Genomic DNA, 19355 nt, shown 5'->3' with positions numbered 1-19355 from the left:
AGCGGAAATCAGCCCATTCTCAAAATAAACCCCGAAACAAATACCTGCCTGTCTGAAAATTGACGCTCATCAAGGGCGATCACCTCGAAATCATCTATTCTGATTGCTGGTTGTCTTTCGCAATACATGGATGCATTGAACATGAAACAGCTTGTGAAAACTGGCTTAGTAATCTGTGTTGTAGTCTGGGCAGTTTCCTCTAACGCCCAGCAGTCAGATCCGCACCTTATCTACGAGCAAAGATGCGCAGGCTGCCACGCACCGCATGCCGGAGATTTTGTTACCGAGCAACTGATTGCGACAGAGAATGGCCTTGTCGGAAAAGCCTCTGATCGCCCCGTCATTGATTATCTTAAGGCAGGACACGGCAAGTTATCGGACCAGGAAATCGACGTGCTAGTAGAGCAGTTCGAGTTCATTCAAGGCACTGGACGCCTGTTTAAAGAAAAGTGCATTATTTGCCACGATAACGCTGCCGAATTCGCGCGCCTCAAGCTAATTTTGCGCGACGACATACTTACTGGGCGTTACACGGATAGAGACGTCGCCGAATTTCTCTTGAACCATGGACGGCTTGATGCATCGGAGGCCAAAAAGATGGTTGAGGTTCTTACGCGCCAACTTCAGGTACGGTAGTCGAGTATCAAAAATGTCGCTTGCGATGTGAGTCGGCTCTAACCCGTAGTTCGGATCTTTGACCTTATCCACTTAGAGGCTGGATATTCCCGCCCTGCGGTCACGGCAGCGCCTTACAGCTTAGGTTTGCTTCGAGCCCAACTTTCCGACTTTCTGCGATGTGTCGAAAGTCCGCTATGCGCAGCACGACTTGCCTTCTTGGATTGGTGGACAAGGCACTGTTGCGTATGAACAATACACGCAACAGTCACCTTCGAGCGGTTTCAAAACTGTCTGGCAGGACTTGCATTCATAGAACCACTGACAGGCGTCGGTAGGCATGGTTTCAGTCTCCACATGCCCGCATGATGGACAGGTCAGCGTGGATTCCAAAACTACTTTTGTTGCTTCTGTCGCCATAGCGCGTACCCCGTCAGTATGAGAAAACCTGCCAAGATCGGCAGCAAAACAGCATCGTTGTAGAGAACGCCAAGCAGGCCAGTCAGACCAAGTGCTGTTAGCACAATCGGCAACAACGGCGTGAAGCAGCAGAGGATCGCAAGAATTGTGCCGCCTAGACCAAGCGCCGGTAATTTGTCCTTCATCGGGTCGATCTCCACAAATCCCACATGAACCGTTGCGCTAAGGCTTCCCAATATGGCGATGACAGCGCAACCAAAAAGGCAATGGTGGCGAAGGATGCCCAGACTATCGCGGATCGCCTACGCCTTGCGCATGTTCCGGGCGATATCACCCGATACCACGCCCAGATGAGTGCGACGGCGACAGCAACAAGGATGAAACCGCGGTACGCAATGAATGGCCCAAGCACGGTGAGCCATGTGCCACCAAGGCCCATGATCGACAGTCCGATTGGCAACACACAGCATGAGGCTGACAACAGTGCGAGAAGTGCCGCGATTGGCATGACCAGCCGCGCAGCTATGCCGGGTTCGGTCGCCGTTTGTTGATTTGCATTCAGGTCCATTCTGCGGTTCTAATTCCTGTAGTGGCTACAGGAGCAAGCAAAATGTTCACGATTGGCAAGGCATCAGAAAAAAGCGGCGTGAACATCGAAACGATCCGCTATTATGAGCGCGAAGGCATTGTTTCTAAGCCGGGCCGCTCGCCGGGAGGGCGCAGGTTATACTCACCCGATGAAATTGCGAAGTTGAGGTTTGTGCGGCGTTGTCGAGACTTGGGTTTCCCGATCTCGATCATTCAGACGTTCTTGTCGCTGACGGAACAGGGTGGTCGAAGTTGCGGTGAAGTGAAGACCTTGGCCGAAAACCATCTGGATGACATCAGCGCCAAGATCGAAAACCTGACACGCCTCCGCGAAGCACTTCTGAGCTTGTCCGCAAATTGTGACGACGGGACTGCGGCCTGTCCGATGCTGAACTCTCTTATGAAAGGTGGTCTTGGCGAAGACAGATCAGAGCAAAGCAGACATTGAGTTGGCTCCAGTGAGCGGCAGCAAAGTCCGCATTGCGGCCATCCAATGAGGCTATGACCAATGTCAGCATAGAAGATCGTCGTCCAAATTTGTTTTCCAGTACTGTCTTCATTCATTTCGCTAGCTGCTAACTAGTGCTTTTTCATATTGCGCCGATTGGCCTGTTGACCGCAGGCCGCTGCGACGCACACGAAATTCGGCTGATGCAATACTCCTCTGCATTTCGGGGTGTTGGGGTGCATGGCATTCAGCGCGATCCTGGATAGTTCGGTTGATCCAGAACCACCCAAGCCGGCTTGGGTAACGTAGTATCTTCGGCAAGTATCAGCTACTAGATGTAGAAAATCCTTGCGCGAATCTGCCTCTTGAGACAATAGTCACGGAAAAGAGGCGATAAACGTCAGTTTCCGTGAACACGACACGGAGATGAGAGGGCAGATGAACAAGGTATTCGCGCAGGACGACCTGAATGCTGTGATCCGGCAGCATTCGGAATGGCTGGCAAGCCAGCTGCATACGCAGCGTGAAAGCCTATTTCCCCCCGATGCCGAAAAGACCATGCGCACATTCACCTCCGGTGAGGCAGCGGCGCTTCTGGGCGTAAACGATTCCTATCTGCGCAAACTGCATCTCGATGGCAAGGGCCCCTCCCCCGAACTGACGCCGGGCAACCGCCGCCATTATTCGGCGCAGGACATCCTGGCCCTGCGCGAGCTCCTGGAGAAAACCGCTCGCAAACCCGGCGATTACCTGCCGGGACGGCGTGAAGGCGACCACCTTCAGGTCATCGGCGTGATGAACTTCAAGGGCGGCTCCGGCAAAACCACGACCTCCGCCCATCTGGCGCAACGCCTGGCGCTCGGCGGCTACAGAGTCCTGGCCATCGACCTTGATCCGCAGGCCTCGCTTACCGCGCTTCACGGCGTCCAGCCCGAGTTTGATCTTGAGGATGGCGGCACGCTCTATGATGCAATTCGCTACGACGACCCCGATCCGATCCGCTCAGTCATCCGCAAGACCTATATCCCTAATCTCGACCTGATCCCCGGCAATCTCGAACTGATGGAGTTTGAACACGACACCCCCCGCGCTCTGGCGCAAGGCAATGCTGGGCTGTTCTTTTTTCGGGTGAAAGAGGCTCTAACACAGGTGGAAATGGACTATGACGTGGTGGTGATCGACTGCCCGCCGCAGCTCGGCTTCCTCACCATGTCGGCGCTTTCGGCCGCCACCGGCGTGCTGGTCACCATTCACCCCGAAATGCTCGACGTGATGTCGATGTCGCAATTCCTGCGCATGACGGCTGATCTGATGGACGTTATCGCCGAAAGCGGCGCCGACATGTCCCATGACTGGATGCGCTACGTCCTCACCCGATACGAGCCCGCCGACGCGCCGCAAAACCGCATCGTCGCCTTCCTGCGCACCATGTATGGCGACGCGGTGCTGAACGCGCCGATGCTCAAATCCACCGCTATCTCCGACGCCGGCCTGACCAAGCAGACGCTTTACGAGGTCGAACGCAGCGCCTTCACCCGCACCACCTATGACCGGGCCATCGAAAGCCTGAACGCCGTCAATGACGAAATCGCCGGATTGATTCAGCAGACCTGGGGGCGCCCATGACCAGCAGCAAGAAAAAACGCATGTCGATGCTCGACAGCCTCGCAGGTGCCGGGGCTCCCTCCCCTGCCCCGCCTTCCACGGTGACGACGCCGATGATGTCCTCGAACCGCGCGCTGCGTTCGGCCCGCGATGCGGTTGATGCCCACCACGTCTGGGAGTTGGACCCGGCCACAATCACTGATGACCGAATGGCCGACCGGCTGAATCCAGCGGACGTGCGCGATTTGCGCGATGCGATCGAGGCAAACGGCCAGACCGTGCCGATCCTGGTGCGCCGTCACCCAAGTGACGCCGACCAATACCTGTTGGTCTATGGACGGCGCCGACTCGAAGCAATCCGTGGCTCCGATAAGGTGGCAAAGGTCCGCGCGCTTGTCGCCAATCTCGACGAAGACGCGGCCCTCAGGGCGCAGATTTCCGAAAACATGGCGCGGCGCGATCTGTCCTATATCGAAAAGGCTCTGTTCGCGCAGGAACTGGTCAAATCGGGCTTCGGAACACAATCACAGGTTGCAGAGGTGCTGACCGTCACCAAATCCGCGATCTCCATGGCCCTTGCGGTCGTAGACATGGTTGGTACCGACCTGGCGCGCGCCATTGGCCCGGCCCATGGCATCGGCCGTCCGAAATGGGAGGCTCTAGGCAAGGCGATCGAGGAAACCAGCGCGGATCAGGGCAAACTCACCCGCCTCGCGAACGAGGCGCACGACAAAGCCGCCGTCGCGATGGTGGTCGAGGAAAGCGGACCGTTCGAAGATCCCTCCGTGCTGGCCTTCGAGGCCGTCGCCAAAGCCGTGGGGAAAAGTGCTCGAACCGAGGCAAAACCCCCCTCCCCTGCCCGCTCAAGCAGTTTCGCACTCAAGCTTGCAGGTCGTCGCGGCGGATCGGTCAAACGCACCGCCAAAGGCCTGTCCATCAGCCTTGAGAATGGCGCCTTTGCTGACTGGGTCGAGGCGGAGGCACAGGAGTTGATAGAAGAGCTTCACGGGCGCTGGCTACAGCGCTCGGAAGACTGAGGAAGAGCAGAAACTAAAAAAAGGAGGCACGATCAGGCCAAAGAAAAGGTCCCGCAAAGACACCGCTCCACGAGACCCTGACTTGTTTCTCACACTCTCAAGCTAGTGCCCGGAGCCTTTTTTCGCAAGTCCAAAGTGATTCGCGGGCCGTATTTTCTTTGTCTTCGTGATGCAAAAATGGACTACACCCCCGTAACGCCGTTCAGGCGAACAGTGGATGCTGCCATTCTGAAACATCAGGCGGCAGCTCAGCAGGACCTGCCGCCCACCGGCGCCAACAAGTGGGAGGCGCTGCGCGAGCTGGCTGCTGCCCGCGTGGCCTTTGGCCTCTCGGATCGGGATATGTCGGTGCTTCAGGCGCTTGTCAGTTTTCATCCCGGCACGATCCTCGGCGGCAATGAAGACAATCTGATTGTGCATCCGTCGAACAAGGCGATCTGTGAGCGTTTGAACGGCATGCCCTGCTCGACCATGCGCCGGCATCTCGGCAACCTGGTGCAGATCGGCTTTGTCGTGCGCCGCGACAGCCCCAACGGCAAACGCTATGCCCGGCGCTATGGCGACGACAAGATTGCCTTCGGCTTCGACCTCTCACCGCTCGTCCGGCGCTTTCAGGAGGTCTGTGAGGCCGCCGAGGCCGTCCGGGCCGCCGAGGAGCGCTACAAGCGCCTGCGCGCCACTGTGAGCCTGATGAGGCGTGATCTGGCCGGCCTAGCGGAATATGGCCGTGCGCAGCGCCCTGATCTGGGGGTATGGGACCGTTTTTCAGACATTGCGGTGCTCGTGGCCCGCGATCTTCGGCGCAAACTGGATATGGCCGAGCTAAAACGGATCGAGGGAGATCTCAGTCTCGCCCTGAACGAGGCCCGCGACCGCATTGATCCATCTGAAACAGAAGAAATGAGCACCAGTGATGATGATATCGAGCAGCACTATCAGAATTCAAATAAAGACTCTTATGATTTTGAACCTTGCTTAGAAAAAGCAAAGGACGCTGGCGATGCGTTGGTCCCTACCCCATCAGCTACAAAAGATACCGAAAGGGATGATGAGGAAGATTTGGAGCCGCCTGACATTGGCGATGATAAGTTACCGAACATCCCGCTCGGTCTTGTCCTTGCGGCGTGCCGGGAATTCCGAACCTATTGTGAAAGCCCCGTGCGCCACTGGCACGATTTGGTAAGAGTTGCCGATATTCTCCGCCCGATGATGGGTATTTCTCCGTCGGCTTGGGACGACGCCAAGCGCCACATGGGTCCTGAGGAAGCAGCGGTTGTCGTGGTGGCGATGCTCGAAAGGTTTGCGGAGATCCAGTCGCCCGGTGGTTATTTACGATCGCTTACGGACAAAGCTGCCGTTGGAGCGTTTTCCTGCGGACCGATGGTCATGGCACTGATGCGACGCGATGCGGCCTGAGATGTTCACAGTTGTGAACTGCTTTGGTGATGGCGCTTTCAAGTGGTGAATTGCTTGGTTCACAGCTGTGAACTCATGGCAGAAGTTCTAGGTCTGACCCAACCCGGAATACCATTCACCGTGATTGCCGCCATGGTTTTCCATGCCCGGCTTGGTCAGGCACCCTCTGGGCGCGATGAAACTGTCGATCCGGCGCCTCGGTTCTTCGCTCCAGTGAATGTTGAAGGCGCAGAGCTTGGGATAGAATTCCAGGTGGGAGTACGGCAGGTGATCATGGATCCACCAGGCCAGGGAACGCCAGTCGGCGCCTTTGGCATAGCGATCGGCGAACCAGGGAATGACGATGCAGGCGGCAGCGCCCTTGTGGCTGCTGCAATCGAGCATGTCCCAGATGTGATACCCCGCGTTATACTTGACGCTCGCCCCATGTCGGCGTTCGTTGCCGAAAGCCGTGACCTTGGCGGACCGATATCCGGACCGGATCGCAAGTCGTCCGAATGTATCCTGAAGGGGCTCCAACAGGTCATTGCACAGTCGTGTGCCTGTCTCAATCGTAAGATCCGGGTTCTCGGGGATGTTCGGAATGCCGTAGAAATTAGCGATCTCCGACATCAGGAAATCCCGCAGGTAGAAATTCGGACTCAGCCGAACGCGGCCAAGCTCCTCAAGACCTTTCATGGAACCGGGTTTGCGCATCGTCTTAGAGCCCCGCGGCCTTGGTCAGGTTCACCCGGAACCGGTCCCGGCGGCGCTGATAGCGGCGGGTCATCTCAGCAGAGGCGTGGCCGAGCTGCTTCTGGACATATCGCTCATCCACCTCGGCCGAACTGGCAAGCCCCGCGCGCAGGCTGTGGCCAGAGAACAGGGAGAGTCGGTCTTTCTCGGGGAGTTCAGACCGGATGCCGGATTTCAGGACAGTGGTCTTGATGAGGCGGGCGACATGTTTGTCCGACAGGCGGGCCTCCAAGGCCTTCTTTCCGTCGCGCGAGGTGCGCACAAAGACCGGCCCAAAATCGATTCTGGCAAAATGCAGCCACTCACTCAACGCATGCACTGGGCAGGTCTGGTCACTGGATCCACGGCCAATCTCGACCTCGCGCCAGCCGGTCTTGGCGTTGAGGGTGAGCAGGGCGCCGCCGTTTTTGCCCTCGATTATCTCAATCCAGCCGCCGCTATCGGGGGTGTCGTCCTTGCCGACGTCCAGGCTGACAATCTCTGACCGCCTGAGGCCGCCAGCAAAGCCCAGAAGCAGGATTGCCCGGTCGCGCAACCCGCGCAGATCGAAACCCAGGGTGGCGACCATGGCGAGGATGTCTTCGGGCAGGATCGCTTCCTTCTGCATCGGTGGCCGCGCGTGCTTGCGTTTGATGCCGGCCAGGACGGTGGCGATGTGGCGATCCTTGCGGTCTAGCGCGAACCCGCGCTGCGCGTAGTTCCAGGCAAGACCGGACAGCCGCCGGTCAATCGTCGAAACTGAGAGGGGTCGGGACGCCAACTGCGATCGGAACCCACTTGTCGGCGCGGCCAGGTCGGTCAGATAAAGACCGATCATTTCCGGCGACGGGGGCAGGGGATCGGTTCCCTTGCGCCGGCACCAGCGGGCGAAGTGCTTCCAATCGGCTGCATAAGCCTTGTTGGTGTTTTCGGCCGTCGAGGCCTTGGCATAATCACGCGCAGCGTCCACCAGCCGATCAAGGGTGCCGGAACCGGCCACATGAGAGGGGAGGGCGATCGAGGCCCCGCCTGCAGCGACTCTCTCGTCGCGTTCGTCACCGTTCGCCGCGTCGGAGGTCGCTGAGCTCGAGATCTCAGCCTCAGGCGCGTTGGAAACCTCAATTTTGGTGCCGTTATTTGTGAGACTACCCATGTTTCCGAGCCTATCCCATTTATGTCCGATAAGGCAAACTTATTGGACATGAGTGAGATCAGAAAGGCGGGGCGGTTTATACACTATATTGTGGCCAAAAGCGCCGCGAGAGACTAGTGTTGTGGTATGACATACCAGCCTGCAACCATCTCGAACGGTCTAACCAACCTACCGCACCTGCCGGATTGGGTCACTTCGGGCCGTGCGGAAACCCCTGAAACTGTGGCGTTTTTGTCAGGGGCGGCACTCAGCCACCTGCATCTTGTGGTGGCACGGCAAGACGTGCCCCAGAGCTTGTTCCGGGAGCGTCTGGCGTTGCGTGCCGCAGATGCTTGTGTGACGCGGTTAGGACGCCCGGAACGGGCAGGGGATCTGCGCGATACGGTTGCGTTCCTGCAGCCCGGCGATAATCCCGGCCCGGCAGGGGAGGTATATCTGTCCTGGCGGCGCGCGGTCGAACGGCCGATCTCGGTTGGGGCGCTTCACCGGGCATTGCCGAGCCTGGCACCCGAGCAGATCGCGGAATGGCTAGATGTTGGGCAGCGGTCGCCGGTGACCCGCTCAGCCGCAGTGTTAAAGACTGTTCTGGCTGAATGTCCCCGAGAGGAGGGTTCCGCGCTGATTCTGGCGGAAGCGGCGCTGGCGCAGGCCCTGGGCTGGAAACACATGGTGCCGCTCCTGGCGGCTGGTCTGAAACGCGGCGATCTGCGCAAGCGCGGCGATGACCTGCGGCAGGCCTGCCATCGGGCGGTGATTGTGTCGGCGGGCGAGGCCACACGAACGGCTGCCGACCTGGCGCGCCGGGCCTCTCAGCTGCACGCCGTGGCGCCGAAGCTGCGGGCCAAAGGGGCAGGGGAGGCGGTGGCGCTGTTCCTGAACCGTGATGCTGTTGCTCCTTCTGCGCTCACGTCGCTGGCCTCGGACCGGGCCGCCCGCCGGTTCTGCGATCGGCTGGTGGAACTGGGTGTCGCGCGTGAGTTGACGGGTCGGGATACGTTCCGGATCTATGGGGTGTAGCGTTGGCCAAGGATCATCCCGATATCGGCTTTGACCGCGAGCTGGAGGACCTGCCGCAAAACCTGCGCTGGCGCGAGTGGATGCGCCGGATCGAGGCGGTGCTTTTTGCCAGTGCATCGCCGGTGCCGGCAGGCGATCTGGCCAGGGTGGTGGGGCAGGGGGCTTCGGTGGATCTGCTGATCGAGGACCTGGCGGTTGAACTGTCTGAGCGCCCCTACGAGATTGCCCGCGTGACAGAGGGCTGGATGTTGCGGACGCGCACCGCCTATGCACCCGCCATCCGGGCGGCGGCGGATCTCGGGGAACAAGAGCTGGATCTGCGCGAGTTCGATGTCGCGGTGCTCGCGGCCATCGCCTATCACCAGCCGATCACCCGTGAAGGTTTGAAAGAGATCTTCGGCAAGGAGATCAGCCGTGACCTTATTGGCCGGCTGCATGCGCGCGATCTCATCACCACCGGCCCCCGCGCCCCCCGCCGTGGCGCGCCCTACACCTTCGTCACCACCGAACAGTTCCTGGTGGCGTTCGGGTTGGAGAGCCTGGGAGACTTGCCGGACCGTGAACAACTCGAAGATGCGGGGATAGCCACGACAGCCCAATCTTGACAAACTTTGCCATAAAGCCCACCTTAGCCCTATGGCTACGATGAATGTCTCCCTTCCCGATCCGATGAAATCCTGGGTCGAGGCGCAAACCAAAGACGGGCGCTACAGCAATGTCAGCGATTACGTTCGCGATCTGATCCGCAAGGAACAGGTGCGCCATCAGGCCGTCGGTGAAATCCAGACTCTTGTCGACGAAGGCTTGGAAAGTGGCGAACCCCGCGATTTCGAGATGGGCGCGTTCATCGAACGCAAGAAATCCGGAACGTCGTAAGGTGATCCGCCCGGTGAAGCTGCGTCCGCGCGCCGAAGCGGATCTCGATGGCATCTGGGACTACACGGTGGATACTTGGTCGGAGGCGCAGGCCGTTGACTACCTGTCCGGAATGGACGCAGCCCTGAAACTTCTGGCTGAATTCCCCGAGATGGCGCGGTTACGGCAGGAATTTACACCACCAGTACGGATTCATCCCTACCGAAAGCATCTGATCATCTACATTGCGGACGATGGTTTCATCGATGTCGTGAGAGTCGTTCATGCGCAAGCGAATTGGTCAGTCTTTTTGACAGAGTAAATGCGATACATCCAATTGCAGCAGATTCATCTGCAGCCGTGGCCGAGTAGTTCCTCGTCGCCTTTGGATTACAGAGTCTGCGCGACCTGCCGGACCGCGAGCAGCTGGAGGATGCGGGGATGTCAAATTCATAGCTTGCCAATACCGAGGCACCACGGAAGGTGGCTTTCATACAATGCTAAGAAATTTCGAATATTTCGACTATTGCGATTATTTCGAATAATCCCTATGTTGAAAACAAGCTAAGAAAACACTGGAGAGAAATCATGTCCGCCCTGAAAAACGAGGCGTTTTTTGATCGTTTGCCAGATGAGGTTGAGATCAAGAACGCGGAACAACTCAGAACAATTGTTGCCTCCCAGATCAAGGAGGGCGAACCAACGACGCTGTCACTCGCGCTCGAAAGTGGGGAGATGCAAACCGTTACCCTTGCCCCTGCGCTGACCGCATCTCTCCTGGAGGTGTTGCGTTTGGTGTCGAGCGGGCGAGGCTTCCGTATGATCCCGGTCGAAGCAGAATTGACGACGCAACAAGCCGCAGATCTGCTGAATGTTTCGCGACCGTTCCTTGTCAATCTTCTGGAGAACGGGGACGTTCCCTTCACGAAGACGGGCCGCCACAGGCGCGTACGTGCGGATGATCTGTTCGCTTACAAGGAAAGGCGAGATGCGCAACGGTCAGATGCTCTCGGTGATTTGGCGAGAGCGGACGCTGGGGACGATCTTATATGAGCCGATACGCGGACCGGTTCACGGCCCTTCTGGATGCCTGTGTCCTGGGCGGAGCACTACGACGCAACATACTCTTGAGTCTCGCCGAGGCCGGCTTGTTCCGGCCTCGGTGGAGCGCTCGTATTCTTGACGAAACCCAGAAGGCCATCTCAGAGATCACGAAGGGCGCCACAGATGGATACCGGCAGCGCGCGGCAATCGAAGCCGCGTTTCCCGAGTCTCTTGTCTCGGGTTATGAGGTGTTCGAAGGCAAGCTTGACCTGCCGGACCCGAACGACAATCACGTCCTGGCGGCTGCGATTTCAACATCGGCCTCTGTGATCGTGACAGATAACCTCGCGGATTTCCCGGCGGATGCCCTGGCTCCTCACGCCATCGACGCAATCTCAGCAGACGATTTCATTGCCGATACGATCGAACTTGACCCATCGGAGGCCATATTGGCGCTGCGACGAATGCGCGAGAGATTCGAAAATCCGGCGCTCGATGTTCCTGCTCTCATCCACAAGTCTGAAGCACAAGGCCTTCTGCAGGTCGCAACACTCATGGATGAATACAAATCGCTTTTGTGATATGGGCGGAAAGCCTGCGCGGCCCGCCGGACAGCGAGGGGCTGGAGGATGCGGGCATCGGTGGGTCAGGGGAAAACAACCCGATCTGGCGGTCTGCTGATGGGGCGGCTAATGAGCAAATGGAGGCGTCTCTATCCAACAAATGGTCGAGAACCCGCAGTCAGCTGAGCAAGGTGCTTGAGGTATAGGATTGACTTCTATAACTCAAAATTGCCTTATACGTGAGTTATAGAAAGGATTTCTATCGCTCATGCCGTGGAATTGGCAGATAAAAGATTGGCCGGATTTCCGGTATGATGCGTCGATGATCGCGTCGTTCGAGGAGAGTTTCTTGCTCTCCTCTGGTGAGATTCTTGGCGCAGTCCACCATGTCAACCCGTCCGAGCGCGATCAACTTCGCATCGATTTGCTGAGCGACGAGGCCATGAAAACCAGTGCCATCGAAGGCGAGATGCTGGACCGACTGAGTGTGCAGTCCTCGCTGCGTCGCCATCTTGGCCTGGAGCCCGACAACTATCCGGCAAAACCGCGAGAGCAGGGGGTCGCGGAAATGATGGTCGATGTCTATTCCACCTATGCCGAGCCGCTGACGCATGAGACCTTGTTCCGGTGGCACGCGATGCTGCTGTCTCGCGATCGGCGTTTGGAGACAATTGGTGCCTACAGGCGGCATGAAGATGCAATGCAGATTGTTTCCGGCCGCCACGACCGCCCGACAGTGCATTTCGAGGCGCCGCCGTCGGATCAGGTCCCGGTTGAGATGGACCGCTATGTTGAATGGTTCAACGGAACGGCGCCTGATGCTGCAAATGCGTTGCCGGCGCTGACCCGGGCTGGCCTCAGCCATCTTTATTTCGAAAGCATCCATCCATTTGAGGACGGGAACGGTCGGTTAGGGCGCGCCCTGGCCGAAAAATCCCTGGCGCAGAATATCGGGCAACCCAGTCTCATCGCGCTTGCCTTCACGATCGAGCGCGACCGCAAGGCGTATTATGACCAGTTGGAACGCCACCAGAAGACACTCGATGTCACGCCCTGGCTGGAGTGGTTCGCCGAGACCGTCCTGACAGCTCAGCGAGTGACCTTGGATCGCGTGGGGTTCTTCATTGCGAAGGCGCATTTCTATGACCGTTATCGCGCGCAATTCAATGACCGGCAGGCCAAGGCGATCGAGCGAATGTTCAGGGAGGGACCCGACGGGTTCGGAGGCGGGCTTAGCGCTGAAAACTATATTTCGATCACGAGTACGTCGCGGGCGACCGCAACCCGGGATCTTCAGGAACTCGTTGAAATGGGTGCCCTGTCTCGTACCGGGGAGCGCCGGTACACGCGTTATTGGTTGAACTTGGAACGCGCAGAGAGTTGATCGAACCCTTGAAGGCATTGGCGAGCGAGTTCTTTGAGAACGTCCTCTTTGCGGCGTTGTGGACACCGAACTTGGGTTGCGATCAAAGAGTCGGCTGAAACCGGCGGTTCTAGTGCTCCAACTGCAGTGCAGCGATCTACACGAAGGGCGGGAAGCGGTCATTCGCTGCGGTGCCAATCGAAGTCGAGCAGCATACCAAAGCTGACATTCATCCATGTACGGTAAAAAAGTAGAGCGCGGCTGCTACTGTGGACCGTTCACTGAGTAGCGTATTTCTTCATCTCTTCGAGGTAGAGGGTTTCGCTCTCATCCTTAAACCTGCTTTTTTCATCGACAAGCTGCGATAGTTTATCAAAGATACCACGATAAATGATTGCATGTGCCTGATTGCTCACGCTCTGATCATCTGGGGAGTCCATCTCCACATCGTTTTCCAAATACAGGTCCAAAAGCTTAAGCAATGCAGTTTTGTCAATCGCGTCGATGGGCTGCCACTCGCTGTCATGCTGAAGGAAAAAGTAGCCATTTCCGTTTTCAATTTTTAAGATTTTCATAACTCTGCCTTCTTTCGTCATAGGCTTCTGAACCCGCTTCCAGGCTTCCAAGCAATATATCAAGAGTATTTACCTGCTTGCCGTCGGGAGATGTCAGGCTTTTGCTGGTAGGATAGCCTGAGTATGTGCGCCAAACGACCTCACCCTCTTCAATGGCCTTCCGAGTAAACAGCAAATAGTCTGGCTTAATAGTCATGCCGACAGTGTTGTTATGCGTCACCACCACAACCGGCATCTTCTTTGCCATTTCTTTGATGAGCGCGTTCACGTCGTCTTTCAGGAACGAGTTGTCAAACGACGATTCAGGTTCATCGATCAACAGCATTTCGTGTTCCGCAGCACCCTCGATCTCGTCGAGTAGGAAGAACTCCGATCTTTCGCCACCGGACGCATCAAATCCATCCTTGTTCAGGATGCGATAGTCGATTTTAACGAAGTACTTTGAGAAATCAGGAGGTTTCACATCTCCGCCAATTGCTTTTAACTCCTGCAAGAACTTATAGGGCTCATCGTATGCCTTGAATGCATTCGCGAACGATGCCGGACGTCGCCTAAGCACGTTCCACATCTCTTGGGCACCCCTGAAGGGCCCGACTTCGGCCACGACGGAGAAGCCGCGCATACTCTTGCGGAGCGGTGTCTTCGGCGTCCCCGCCAGCTTTGATATGTCTTCAAATCTGCTGATCTTCCTCTTGTTCAAAGCAACATCATATAAGTCGACGTCGGATATCCTCGGGGCCGCCGACCGCAGTTCGAGCTTCGACTTAATGTTTTGGACAAGGTCGTTGACCCAAGCCCTTTTCAGTCTCAGCTCTTCTTGGCCAGCATATTGCTCCATAAGGTCGATATAGAGAGCGATAAGGTTATCACGAGCAACATGCTTGGCTATCGTCTCCTTGAACTCAACATTGCTGATAAGGTTCTTCGTCGAAGCGATCAGGTCTTGGAGGCCCTTAAGGTTCCGATCAGGAAATGGGTCTTCACTGTAAATTTTGGCTTTTGAGAAAGCGTCGTGTCTTTCCCGCTCACGGGCAAAGTCCAACAGCGAAGAGAGATACGCCTCGACCTGACGCTCATCCTCTTCTAGGTCGATGTTCATTACATCCTCAATGACCTGTTGTAGAGCAGTGAGATAGTCTTTCGAAAAGAGACCCTGCTTGCGGGTCAGGTACGAATTGAACTTCTTCTCATCTTCTTCTGTATCTCTGGCGACCAAAGCAAATTGTCGGATGTGGTACGCTTCCGGGAACTGTTTCTTCAGCGACTCTAGTGTATGTGACTTTCCGGATGACCTGTCTCCCAAGATCACATTCAGACCAGTTGAAAGCTGTTGGCCGTTCTCGAATACTTGAAACAATCGGTTGCCGTCTGCTCTTGAGAGCGCGACCTTAGATTTGTCGCGAAGGCACTCCTTTATCGCGCTAAAGGTCGGTTCGCTGCATTCCAAGTAGGTTTGCCGCGTGGGCAATGGATCAAGATCGTCCCGTACACGACAGTCACTAAAGTACACCGGGACCAACCTCTCGGCACTGTTCATGCAGTAAATGAACTTCTTTGCGCTGCTCACCTCCCCTGACGTCACATGTGGGACAAGATGGGCAAGCGTCGCCTCATCTATGGCTGGCTTTTTGTCATAGTGGGGAATCAAGATGTATTGGCTCAAATCGCCAAAAATGTCTTTGAACTCTTCAATGGAGACCGAGGCTCCTATTTCTGTACACCTAGCCGAGACGCGACTGCACGTTGCTTCAAATCCATCGAGGTCTTGCCCGTCGGCAAACACAAGGATTTGTGCCTTGCAAAGATCAACCTCAATGCCCGGAAAGACTGGTACAGAGATGGAATTCTTGATCGATACATACTGCTCCTTGTCGAACAGATTGTGATTGGTGATTGCAATGCAATCGAGGCCTGCACTCGCAATATATTCGTCCAGCCTTGCTTGGGAAAACTCGAATGCTGCATCGAGGATGCTCGGTTTGGTGTGAATATGAAAATCTATCTTGATCAAATGTGAGCACCCGTATTCGACGAAACACTGCCAAGAATTACCCGCGTCAGGCTGTAGTTGAAACCCCTGCTGGGAACTCGCGGGCAGCGAAAGCCCAGTTCATCGGCCTGCGCCGCAGCGTCGGATCCAACGCCTGCAGGCACACATTTGCCTCTCCGATGCAACTGGGTCATAGACCAGCAGGCTGATCATGGTTGAACCGTCCCCTTCAACTTGGCCAGCCTGTCGCGCAGGAAGGCCTCCGCGTCCCAATCATCGTTCAAGTCAGTTCGCCCTTTCGCATTTATTTTGTAATGCTGGCGCAGCTCTTTCGCTGTTTCCAAAGCTTCAAGGCCGAGGTGAGCGTAACCTTTCTGGCGAGCTTCGAAAGCCTCCTCGTAGTGTGGTGGGAAAGCATGTTCAGCGGCGATGTCGATGTAGCGATCAGTACTCCTAGCCATGTTCGGCAGGGCCAATACACGGTGCATCAAAGGTTCATTGAGGCTTCGCCATTCGATATCGTCTGGGTAATCTGGGGGCGCAGGAAGCTTCACTTGATCTGCATGATACTCTTGTCCGTCGTCTGTTCGCCCAGCCGGTTGTCCATAGGCGGTGCCATCATCAAGTACCACGTCGATACATTTATCTGCGTATTCTTCCAAAGTGCTGGTGAGCCGGATCGCTGCATAGGATCCGCTGCGCCGTCGTTCGATCCAAGACAACCATGTGTCTTTAGAGATCGTTATGAAGCTCCCGACTATGACACCTGCAAGTCCTATCCAAGCTTCCATCATCTGGCACCCTCCGAGTCATTTCGGCATAGCTCGAGAAGAATACTTCATTCGAGCAATTTCTGAAAAGGCCAGACCCGTCCGCCAGGTCAATGCTCTCTGCTAATAGAGCACTGTAGCGCAGCCCGTGTCTCCTATGGCGAGCCGCGTCGCAGCATCGAGTGACGTACTGGATGTTGGCTTCGGGACCAAGGGCCTTGAAACCCATCTTGTGAGAGCGTATCTCTGCAGAGAGCTGACGCCCCAGCCTCCCCCCTCCGACGGGAAAGTATTTAGCATGCAGGGTTTGAATTAGAGCTTTTTCTGTTCGAGCGCACATAAGGAGGGATTGTGCATTTTGCTCGCAATAGGAGAAACTCAAATGAACCTATCTGCACCGATCAATGAACTGAAACGCAAAGCAAAGCTGTTGCGCCGTTCCAAAGACATTCCCCTTAATCAAGCGTATTCGCTAATCGCCAAAGAAGAAGGCTATGCGAGCTGGGGTCCCTTGATCCGGGATCATGAAGCACAGCGGCCTACGCCCAATGTGCAATCTCGGACAGGATATCAGATCACATCTCTGCCCGTAGATGATGCCTACCGCAAAGAAGCGATTGAGTTGGCCAACAGCACGTTCGAAATGGTAGTGCGTCGAATTGAGCCTGATAACCCAGTTGAAACGCGGCGGCTCTGGGATGCGGCAGAGTACGTCGACAATCACCATCTGAGCTCTGATATGCTTCCAATTGATAGCGAGTACGCGCTTTCTTTAATCGAGGCGTTTCTGGTACATTACGTCATCGATCTCGCCGTTCAAGCAGATCGTAAAGCGGAAGCTTAAGTTAGACGAACCCTTTTGGTGGGGGCTATGTTCCCCCACCAATGACAGCTTTTGGAAAGCCGCCATGTGGCAACGGCTCATGCAATGAACGGCAGGTATGGGCCGTTTATGAGGAGTGCTAAGGCGGCATCCGGTGGGATGCTGCGTTTGCCCCAACGGCGGCAGAGAGCCCTTAAGTACTGGATGCTGCGCTTTGCACAGACGTCCGTATTGAAATTTGGTCACGCGGGTGCGAGGAGCGCCGTCGCGATCTTGTCGACATGGACGAAGTCCGTTCCGCAGCATCCGCCGAAGACATTCATGTTTGGGAAGCGCCTGCGAATATCTGCATACTGTGCGGCGAGTTCGTCCGGGTTGCCTTCCTCAAGGTGCCCGAGCTGGCAGAGCGTGCCGTGATCCAATGTTGATGCGTTCGCCCGCAATCCGCGAATGCGATCCGACCAGGAGCCGCGCGTCAGCGCTGGTCCGAAATCGACCGGGTGCGCGCAGTTGATCATGTAGTATGCAGGCGCGCCGCCGGTTCGGGCGTCCACGGTCTCAATCGCCTCCTGCAAGGTCTCACCACTTCGGAGGCAGCGGTTCTTTTCCAAGGTGAAAGAGATAACGGACGGTAGACCCGCCGACTGCGCCGCGCGAGCAATCCCGATTGCTTCGGCTGTCGTGTTGAGTGTCAAGGCTGTGACGATGTGTGCGCCTCCGGCCTTGAAGGTAGCGATTTGCTCGCTGTGGTAGCTTTCTGCGCCTTCGGCAGTCAGCGCCTGATCCAGTTTGTACGCATCGCCTTTTGGCCCGATGCACCCGCTGATCACCGTCTTTTCGTTAGGCATACCGGCGGCTCGGGCCGCGTCTCGATAAAGCTCGAAACAGGCGTGGTTCATCTCTGCCAAGCGGGCATCATCATAACCGAGTAGCCGCCCCCAGTCGCGGCTGGCGCGGTAGGTCAGGCTATCAAAGACGAAGCTTGCGCCATGCCGCACTGCAACCTCGGCAAAGGTTTGATAATACTCATGCAGGGCTACATTGGCTTTTCGATTGTGCAGCAAGTGGAAGGCCGCGAATTCTTCCAGCTCAAAGCCGCGTTTGTACATCAACCATGTTTCGGTGCCACCGTCTGTCAGAAACAGATCGGTTGTTTGATGCGGTAGGGTCGTGATCGCCATTGGCCTGTCCTCTCTCAAAATACGCATTGATGCAGGCAGGCTAGGTGGCACTGGCTATTTCGCACAAACGATCATACTTTGTAGTATGAGTTAGATTTGCTACGGTGTAATCAGACCATGTCCAGACGTTTGCCGTCCCTCAATCAACTTCGCGCGTTTGAGGCTGCTGCGCGACATCAGAGCATCAAGGATGGCGCTGATGAGTTGTGCGTCACACCCGCCGCCGTGGGTCATCAAATCCGCGCGCTAGAAAGCTTTCTTGAGGTGCCCCTTTTTCACCGCGGCGTGCGGCAGATCACACTGACCGAGCAGGGGCGGCAGTTGGCCGAAGATGTCGGAGATGCTTTGGATCGGATCGAGGCTGCCGTTGCCCCTGCCTTGAACAACAGCCTGTCAGGGACACTAAAAATCTCGGTGGCCCCTTTCTTTGGGAACCGATGGCTGTTGCCACGGCTGGAACAATTCAGCGCGCAGCATCCAGAGATCGACGTGCAGCCGGTCTTGTCGTTCGACTATGTCGATTTGGCGAAGGACGGATTTGACGCGGCGGTTCGGTACGGGGATGGGACGTGGGACGGCACAACGGCAGAGCTTGTTTTCCGCGACACGCTTCGGCCGGTTTGCGCACCACAACTGGTCGAAGGGTGCACCTTGCCGCTTGCACCCGATGACATCCTGAGCCTTCCGTTGGCCTCTGCGAAGAACTGGCCAGATGATTGGACTGCCTGGGCAGAGGCAACCGGAAGCGCATTGGCGCAGGACCTGGCCCCCCATCAGTATGAAAGCCGCGCGTTCATGTTTGATAGCGCTCTTTCCGGTCAGGCCGTCATCCTTGCCGATCCGCGCATGACCAGTGCGGACGAAAGGGCTGGTCGTCTGGTTTGCCTGACGGAGCGCAGCGTGCAACGCTCGCAAGGTATCCATATCGTGACGGCTACATCTGAAATGGGGCGCAAGGTGCGGGCATTTGCAGATTGGATGAGGGCTGAAGCACAAGTGGTTCAATGATAGCGGCCATTGGCGCACCTGCAGCGAAAGCTCACTCTTCCCGCGCTGTGTGAATCCGCCACCTCTGAGATTTTGCGGATGCAGCGAAAGTCCTGTGTGGATGGCTCCTGCATTGCAAGACAATTTTTGAGCTGATTTGAGCGCTTGTCAGATGCAGTCGTGTGTCCGGC

The 19355-nt window shown here is 56.5% G+C and carries 22 protein-coding genes and 1 pseudogene; 15 read left to right on the top strand and 8 right to left on the bottom strand.

Translation table 11 applies throughout. The annotated features are described in order from the left end of the window. The first annotated feature begins 141 nt into the window (after positions 1-141). Complete coding sequence (locus RBB29_RS15505; protein WP_306114949.1) at positions 142-636, top strand: hypothetical protein; 495 nt, start codon at positions 142-144, stop codon at positions 634-636. 174 nt (positions 637-810) lie between these two features. Here the strand turns inward: RBB29_RS15505 and RBB29_RS15500 are convergent, their stop codons facing one another. Together RBB29_RS15500 and merF are read right to left on the bottom strand one after the other, a co-directional pair. After that, positions 811-1035, bottom strand: a complete 225-nt coding sequence (locus RBB29_RS15500; protein ID WP_229884518.1) for a GDCCVxC domain-containing (seleno)protein — start codon at positions 1033-1035, stop codon at positions 811-813. Continuing rightward, positions 1011-1220, bottom strand: coding sequence for a mercury resistance system transport protein MerF (gene merF, locus RBB29_RS15495; RefSeq protein ID WP_306114948.1), 210 nt, complete (start codon positions 1218-1220; stop codon positions 1011-1013). Before merF ends, RBB29_RS15500 begins: the two co-directional genes overlap by 25 nt. A gap of 425 nt (positions 1221-1645) precedes the next feature. On the opposite strand from merF, the gene RBB29_RS15490 reads away from it, so the two are divergent. From RBB29_RS15490 to repC, 4 genes are all read left to right on the top strand, one after another. Further along, on the top strand, positions 1646-2071 hold the full coding sequence (locus RBB29_RS15490) for a helix-turn-helix domain-containing protein (RefSeq protein ID WP_306114947.1): 426 nt from the start codon (positions 1646-1648) through the stop codon (positions 2069-2071). Positions 2072-2509: 438 nt separating this feature from the next. Continuing rightward, a complete protein-coding gene (gene repA / locus RBB29_RS15485) occupies positions 2510-3697 on the top strand; it encodes a plasmid partitioning protein RepA (protein WP_299851127.1) in 1188 nt (395 codons plus the stop codon). Further along, complete coding sequence (gene repB / locus RBB29_RS15480; protein WP_306114946.1) at positions 3694-4713, top strand: plasmid partitioning protein RepB; 1020 nt, start codon at positions 3694-3696, stop codon at positions 4711-4713. Before repA ends, repB begins: the two co-directional genes overlap by 4 nt. Positions 4714-4890: 177 nt before the next feature. Then, a complete protein-coding gene (gene repC, locus RBB29_RS15475; protein WP_306114945.1) occupies positions 4891-6129 on the top strand; it encodes a plasmid replication protein RepC in 1239 nt (412 codons plus the stop codon). 87 nt (positions 6130-6216) lie between these two features. Here repC and RBB29_RS15470 read toward each other — a convergent pair whose 3' ends face one another. After that, positions 6217-6825, bottom strand: coding sequence for a hypothetical protein (locus RBB29_RS15470; RefSeq protein ID WP_306121177.1), 609 nt, complete (start codon positions 6823-6825; stop codon positions 6217-6219). A 4-nt stretch (positions 6826-6829) separates the two neighbouring features. Continuing rightward, positions 6830-7996, bottom strand: a complete 1167-nt coding sequence (locus RBB29_RS15465) for a tyrosine-type recombinase/integrase (RefSeq protein ID WP_306114943.1) — start codon at positions 7994-7996, stop codon at positions 6830-6832. 126 nt (positions 7997-8122) lie between these two features. Between RBB29_RS15465 and RBB29_RS15460 the strand changes: the two genes are divergently transcribed. The 8 genes and pseudogenes from RBB29_RS15460 (at position 8123) to RBB29_RS15425 (ending at position 12859) form a co-directional block, all read left to right on the top strand. Next, positions 8123-9013: a DUF1403 family protein gene (locus RBB29_RS15460; RefSeq protein WP_306114942.1), complete on the top strand. Its 891-nt coding sequence runs from the start codon at positions 8123-8125 to the stop codon at positions 9011-9013. 2 nt (positions 9014-9015) lie between these two features. Beyond that, positions 9016-9618 (top strand): SMC-Scp complex subunit ScpB, encoded by a 603-nt coding sequence (locus RBB29_RS15455; protein ID WP_306114941.1) that lies wholly within the window; start codon positions 9016-9018, stop codon positions 9616-9618. A gap of 40 nt (positions 9619-9658) precedes the next feature. Then, positions 9659-9889, top strand: a complete 231-nt coding sequence (locus RBB29_RS15450) for a type II toxin-antitoxin system ParD family antitoxin (RefSeq protein ID WP_371931510.1) — start codon at positions 9659-9661, stop codon at positions 9887-9889. 1 nt (position 9890) lies between these two features. After that, positions 9891-10190: a type II toxin-antitoxin system RelE/ParE family toxin gene (locus tag RBB29_RS15445; RefSeq protein ID WP_306114939.1), complete on the top strand. Its 300-nt coding sequence runs from the start codon at positions 9891-9893 to the stop codon at positions 10188-10190. A 50-nt stretch (positions 10191-10240) separates the two neighbouring features. After that, positions 10241-10324 (top strand): annotated as a pseudogene (locus tag RBB29_RS15440) (SMC-Scp complex subunit ScpB); the annotation flags it as partial. Positions 10325-10456: 132 nt separating this feature from the next. After that, on the top strand, positions 10457-10921 hold the full coding sequence (locus RBB29_RS15435) for a helix-turn-helix domain-containing protein (RefSeq protein WP_306114938.1): 465 nt from the start codon (positions 10457-10459) through the stop codon (positions 10919-10921). Beyond that, positions 10918-11493 carry a PIN domain-containing protein gene (locus RBB29_RS15430; RefSeq protein ID WP_306114937.1) on the top strand — a complete coding sequence of 192 codons (576 nt, stop codon included), beginning with the start codon at positions 10918-10920 and terminating at the stop codon, positions 11491-11493. Before RBB29_RS15435 ends, RBB29_RS15430 begins: the two co-directional genes overlap by 4 nt. 250 nt (positions 11494-11743) lie before the next feature. Next, positions 11744-12859 carry a Fic family protein gene (locus tag RBB29_RS15425; RefSeq protein WP_306114936.1) on the top strand — a complete coding sequence of 372 codons (1116 nt, stop codon included), beginning with the start codon at positions 11744-11746 and terminating at the stop codon, positions 12857-12859. A gap of 257 nt (positions 12860-13116) precedes the next feature. On the opposite strand, the gene RBB29_RS15420 is transcribed toward RBB29_RS15425, so the two are convergent. The 3 genes from RBB29_RS15420 to RBB29_RS15410 all read right to left on the bottom strand — a co-directional run bounded on the left by RBB29_RS15420 (position 13117) and on the right by RBB29_RS15410 (position 16197). Then, the gene (locus RBB29_RS15420; RefSeq protein WP_306114935.1) at positions 13117-13413 is read right to left on the bottom strand and encodes a hypothetical protein; all 297 of its coding nucleotides are present in this window, start codon (positions 13411-13413) and stop codon (positions 13117-13119) included. Next, entirely contained in the window at positions 13394-15424 is a 2031-nt protein-coding gene (locus tag RBB29_RS15415; protein WP_306114934.1) for a PHP domain-containing protein, read from the bottom strand. Before RBB29_RS15415 ends, RBB29_RS15420 begins: the two co-directional genes overlap by 20 nt. Before the next feature lie 188 nt (positions 15425-15612). Then, positions 15613-16197: a hypothetical protein gene (locus RBB29_RS15410; RefSeq protein ID WP_306114933.1), complete on the bottom strand. Its 585-nt coding sequence runs from the start codon at positions 16195-16197 to the stop codon at positions 15613-15615. 358 nt (positions 16198-16555) lie between these two features. On the opposite strand from RBB29_RS15410, the gene RBB29_RS15405 reads away from it, so the two are divergent. Then, positions 16556-17017, top strand: a complete 462-nt coding sequence (locus RBB29_RS15405) for a hypothetical protein (RefSeq protein ID WP_306114932.1) — start codon at positions 16556-16558, stop codon at positions 17015-17017. A 221-nt stretch (positions 17018-17238) separates the two neighbouring features. On the opposite strand, the gene RBB29_RS15400 is transcribed toward RBB29_RS15405, so the two are convergent. Continuing rightward, positions 17239-18177, bottom strand: coding sequence for a homocysteine S-methyltransferase family protein (locus RBB29_RS15400; protein ID WP_306114931.1), 939 nt, complete (start codon positions 18175-18177; stop codon positions 17239-17241). A 117-nt stretch (positions 18178-18294) separates the two neighbouring features. Here RBB29_RS15400 and RBB29_RS15395 point away from each other — a divergent pair, with 117 nt between their 5' ends. Further along, the gene (locus RBB29_RS15395) at positions 18295-19185 is read left to right on the top strand and encodes a LysR substrate-binding domain-containing protein (RefSeq protein WP_306114930.1); all 891 of its coding nucleotides are present in this window, start codon (positions 18295-18297) and stop codon (positions 19183-19185) included. The last annotated feature ends 170 nt before the right edge of the window (positions 19186-19355 follow it).

Origin of the sequence: Roseovarius sp. MMSF_3359 (assembly GCF_030733385.1) — a bacterium.
Classification (GTDB): Bacteria; Pseudomonadota; Alphaproteobacteria; order Rhodobacterales; family Rhodobacteraceae; genus Roseovarius.
This window is presented reverse-complemented; position numbering and strand designations above follow the sequence as displayed.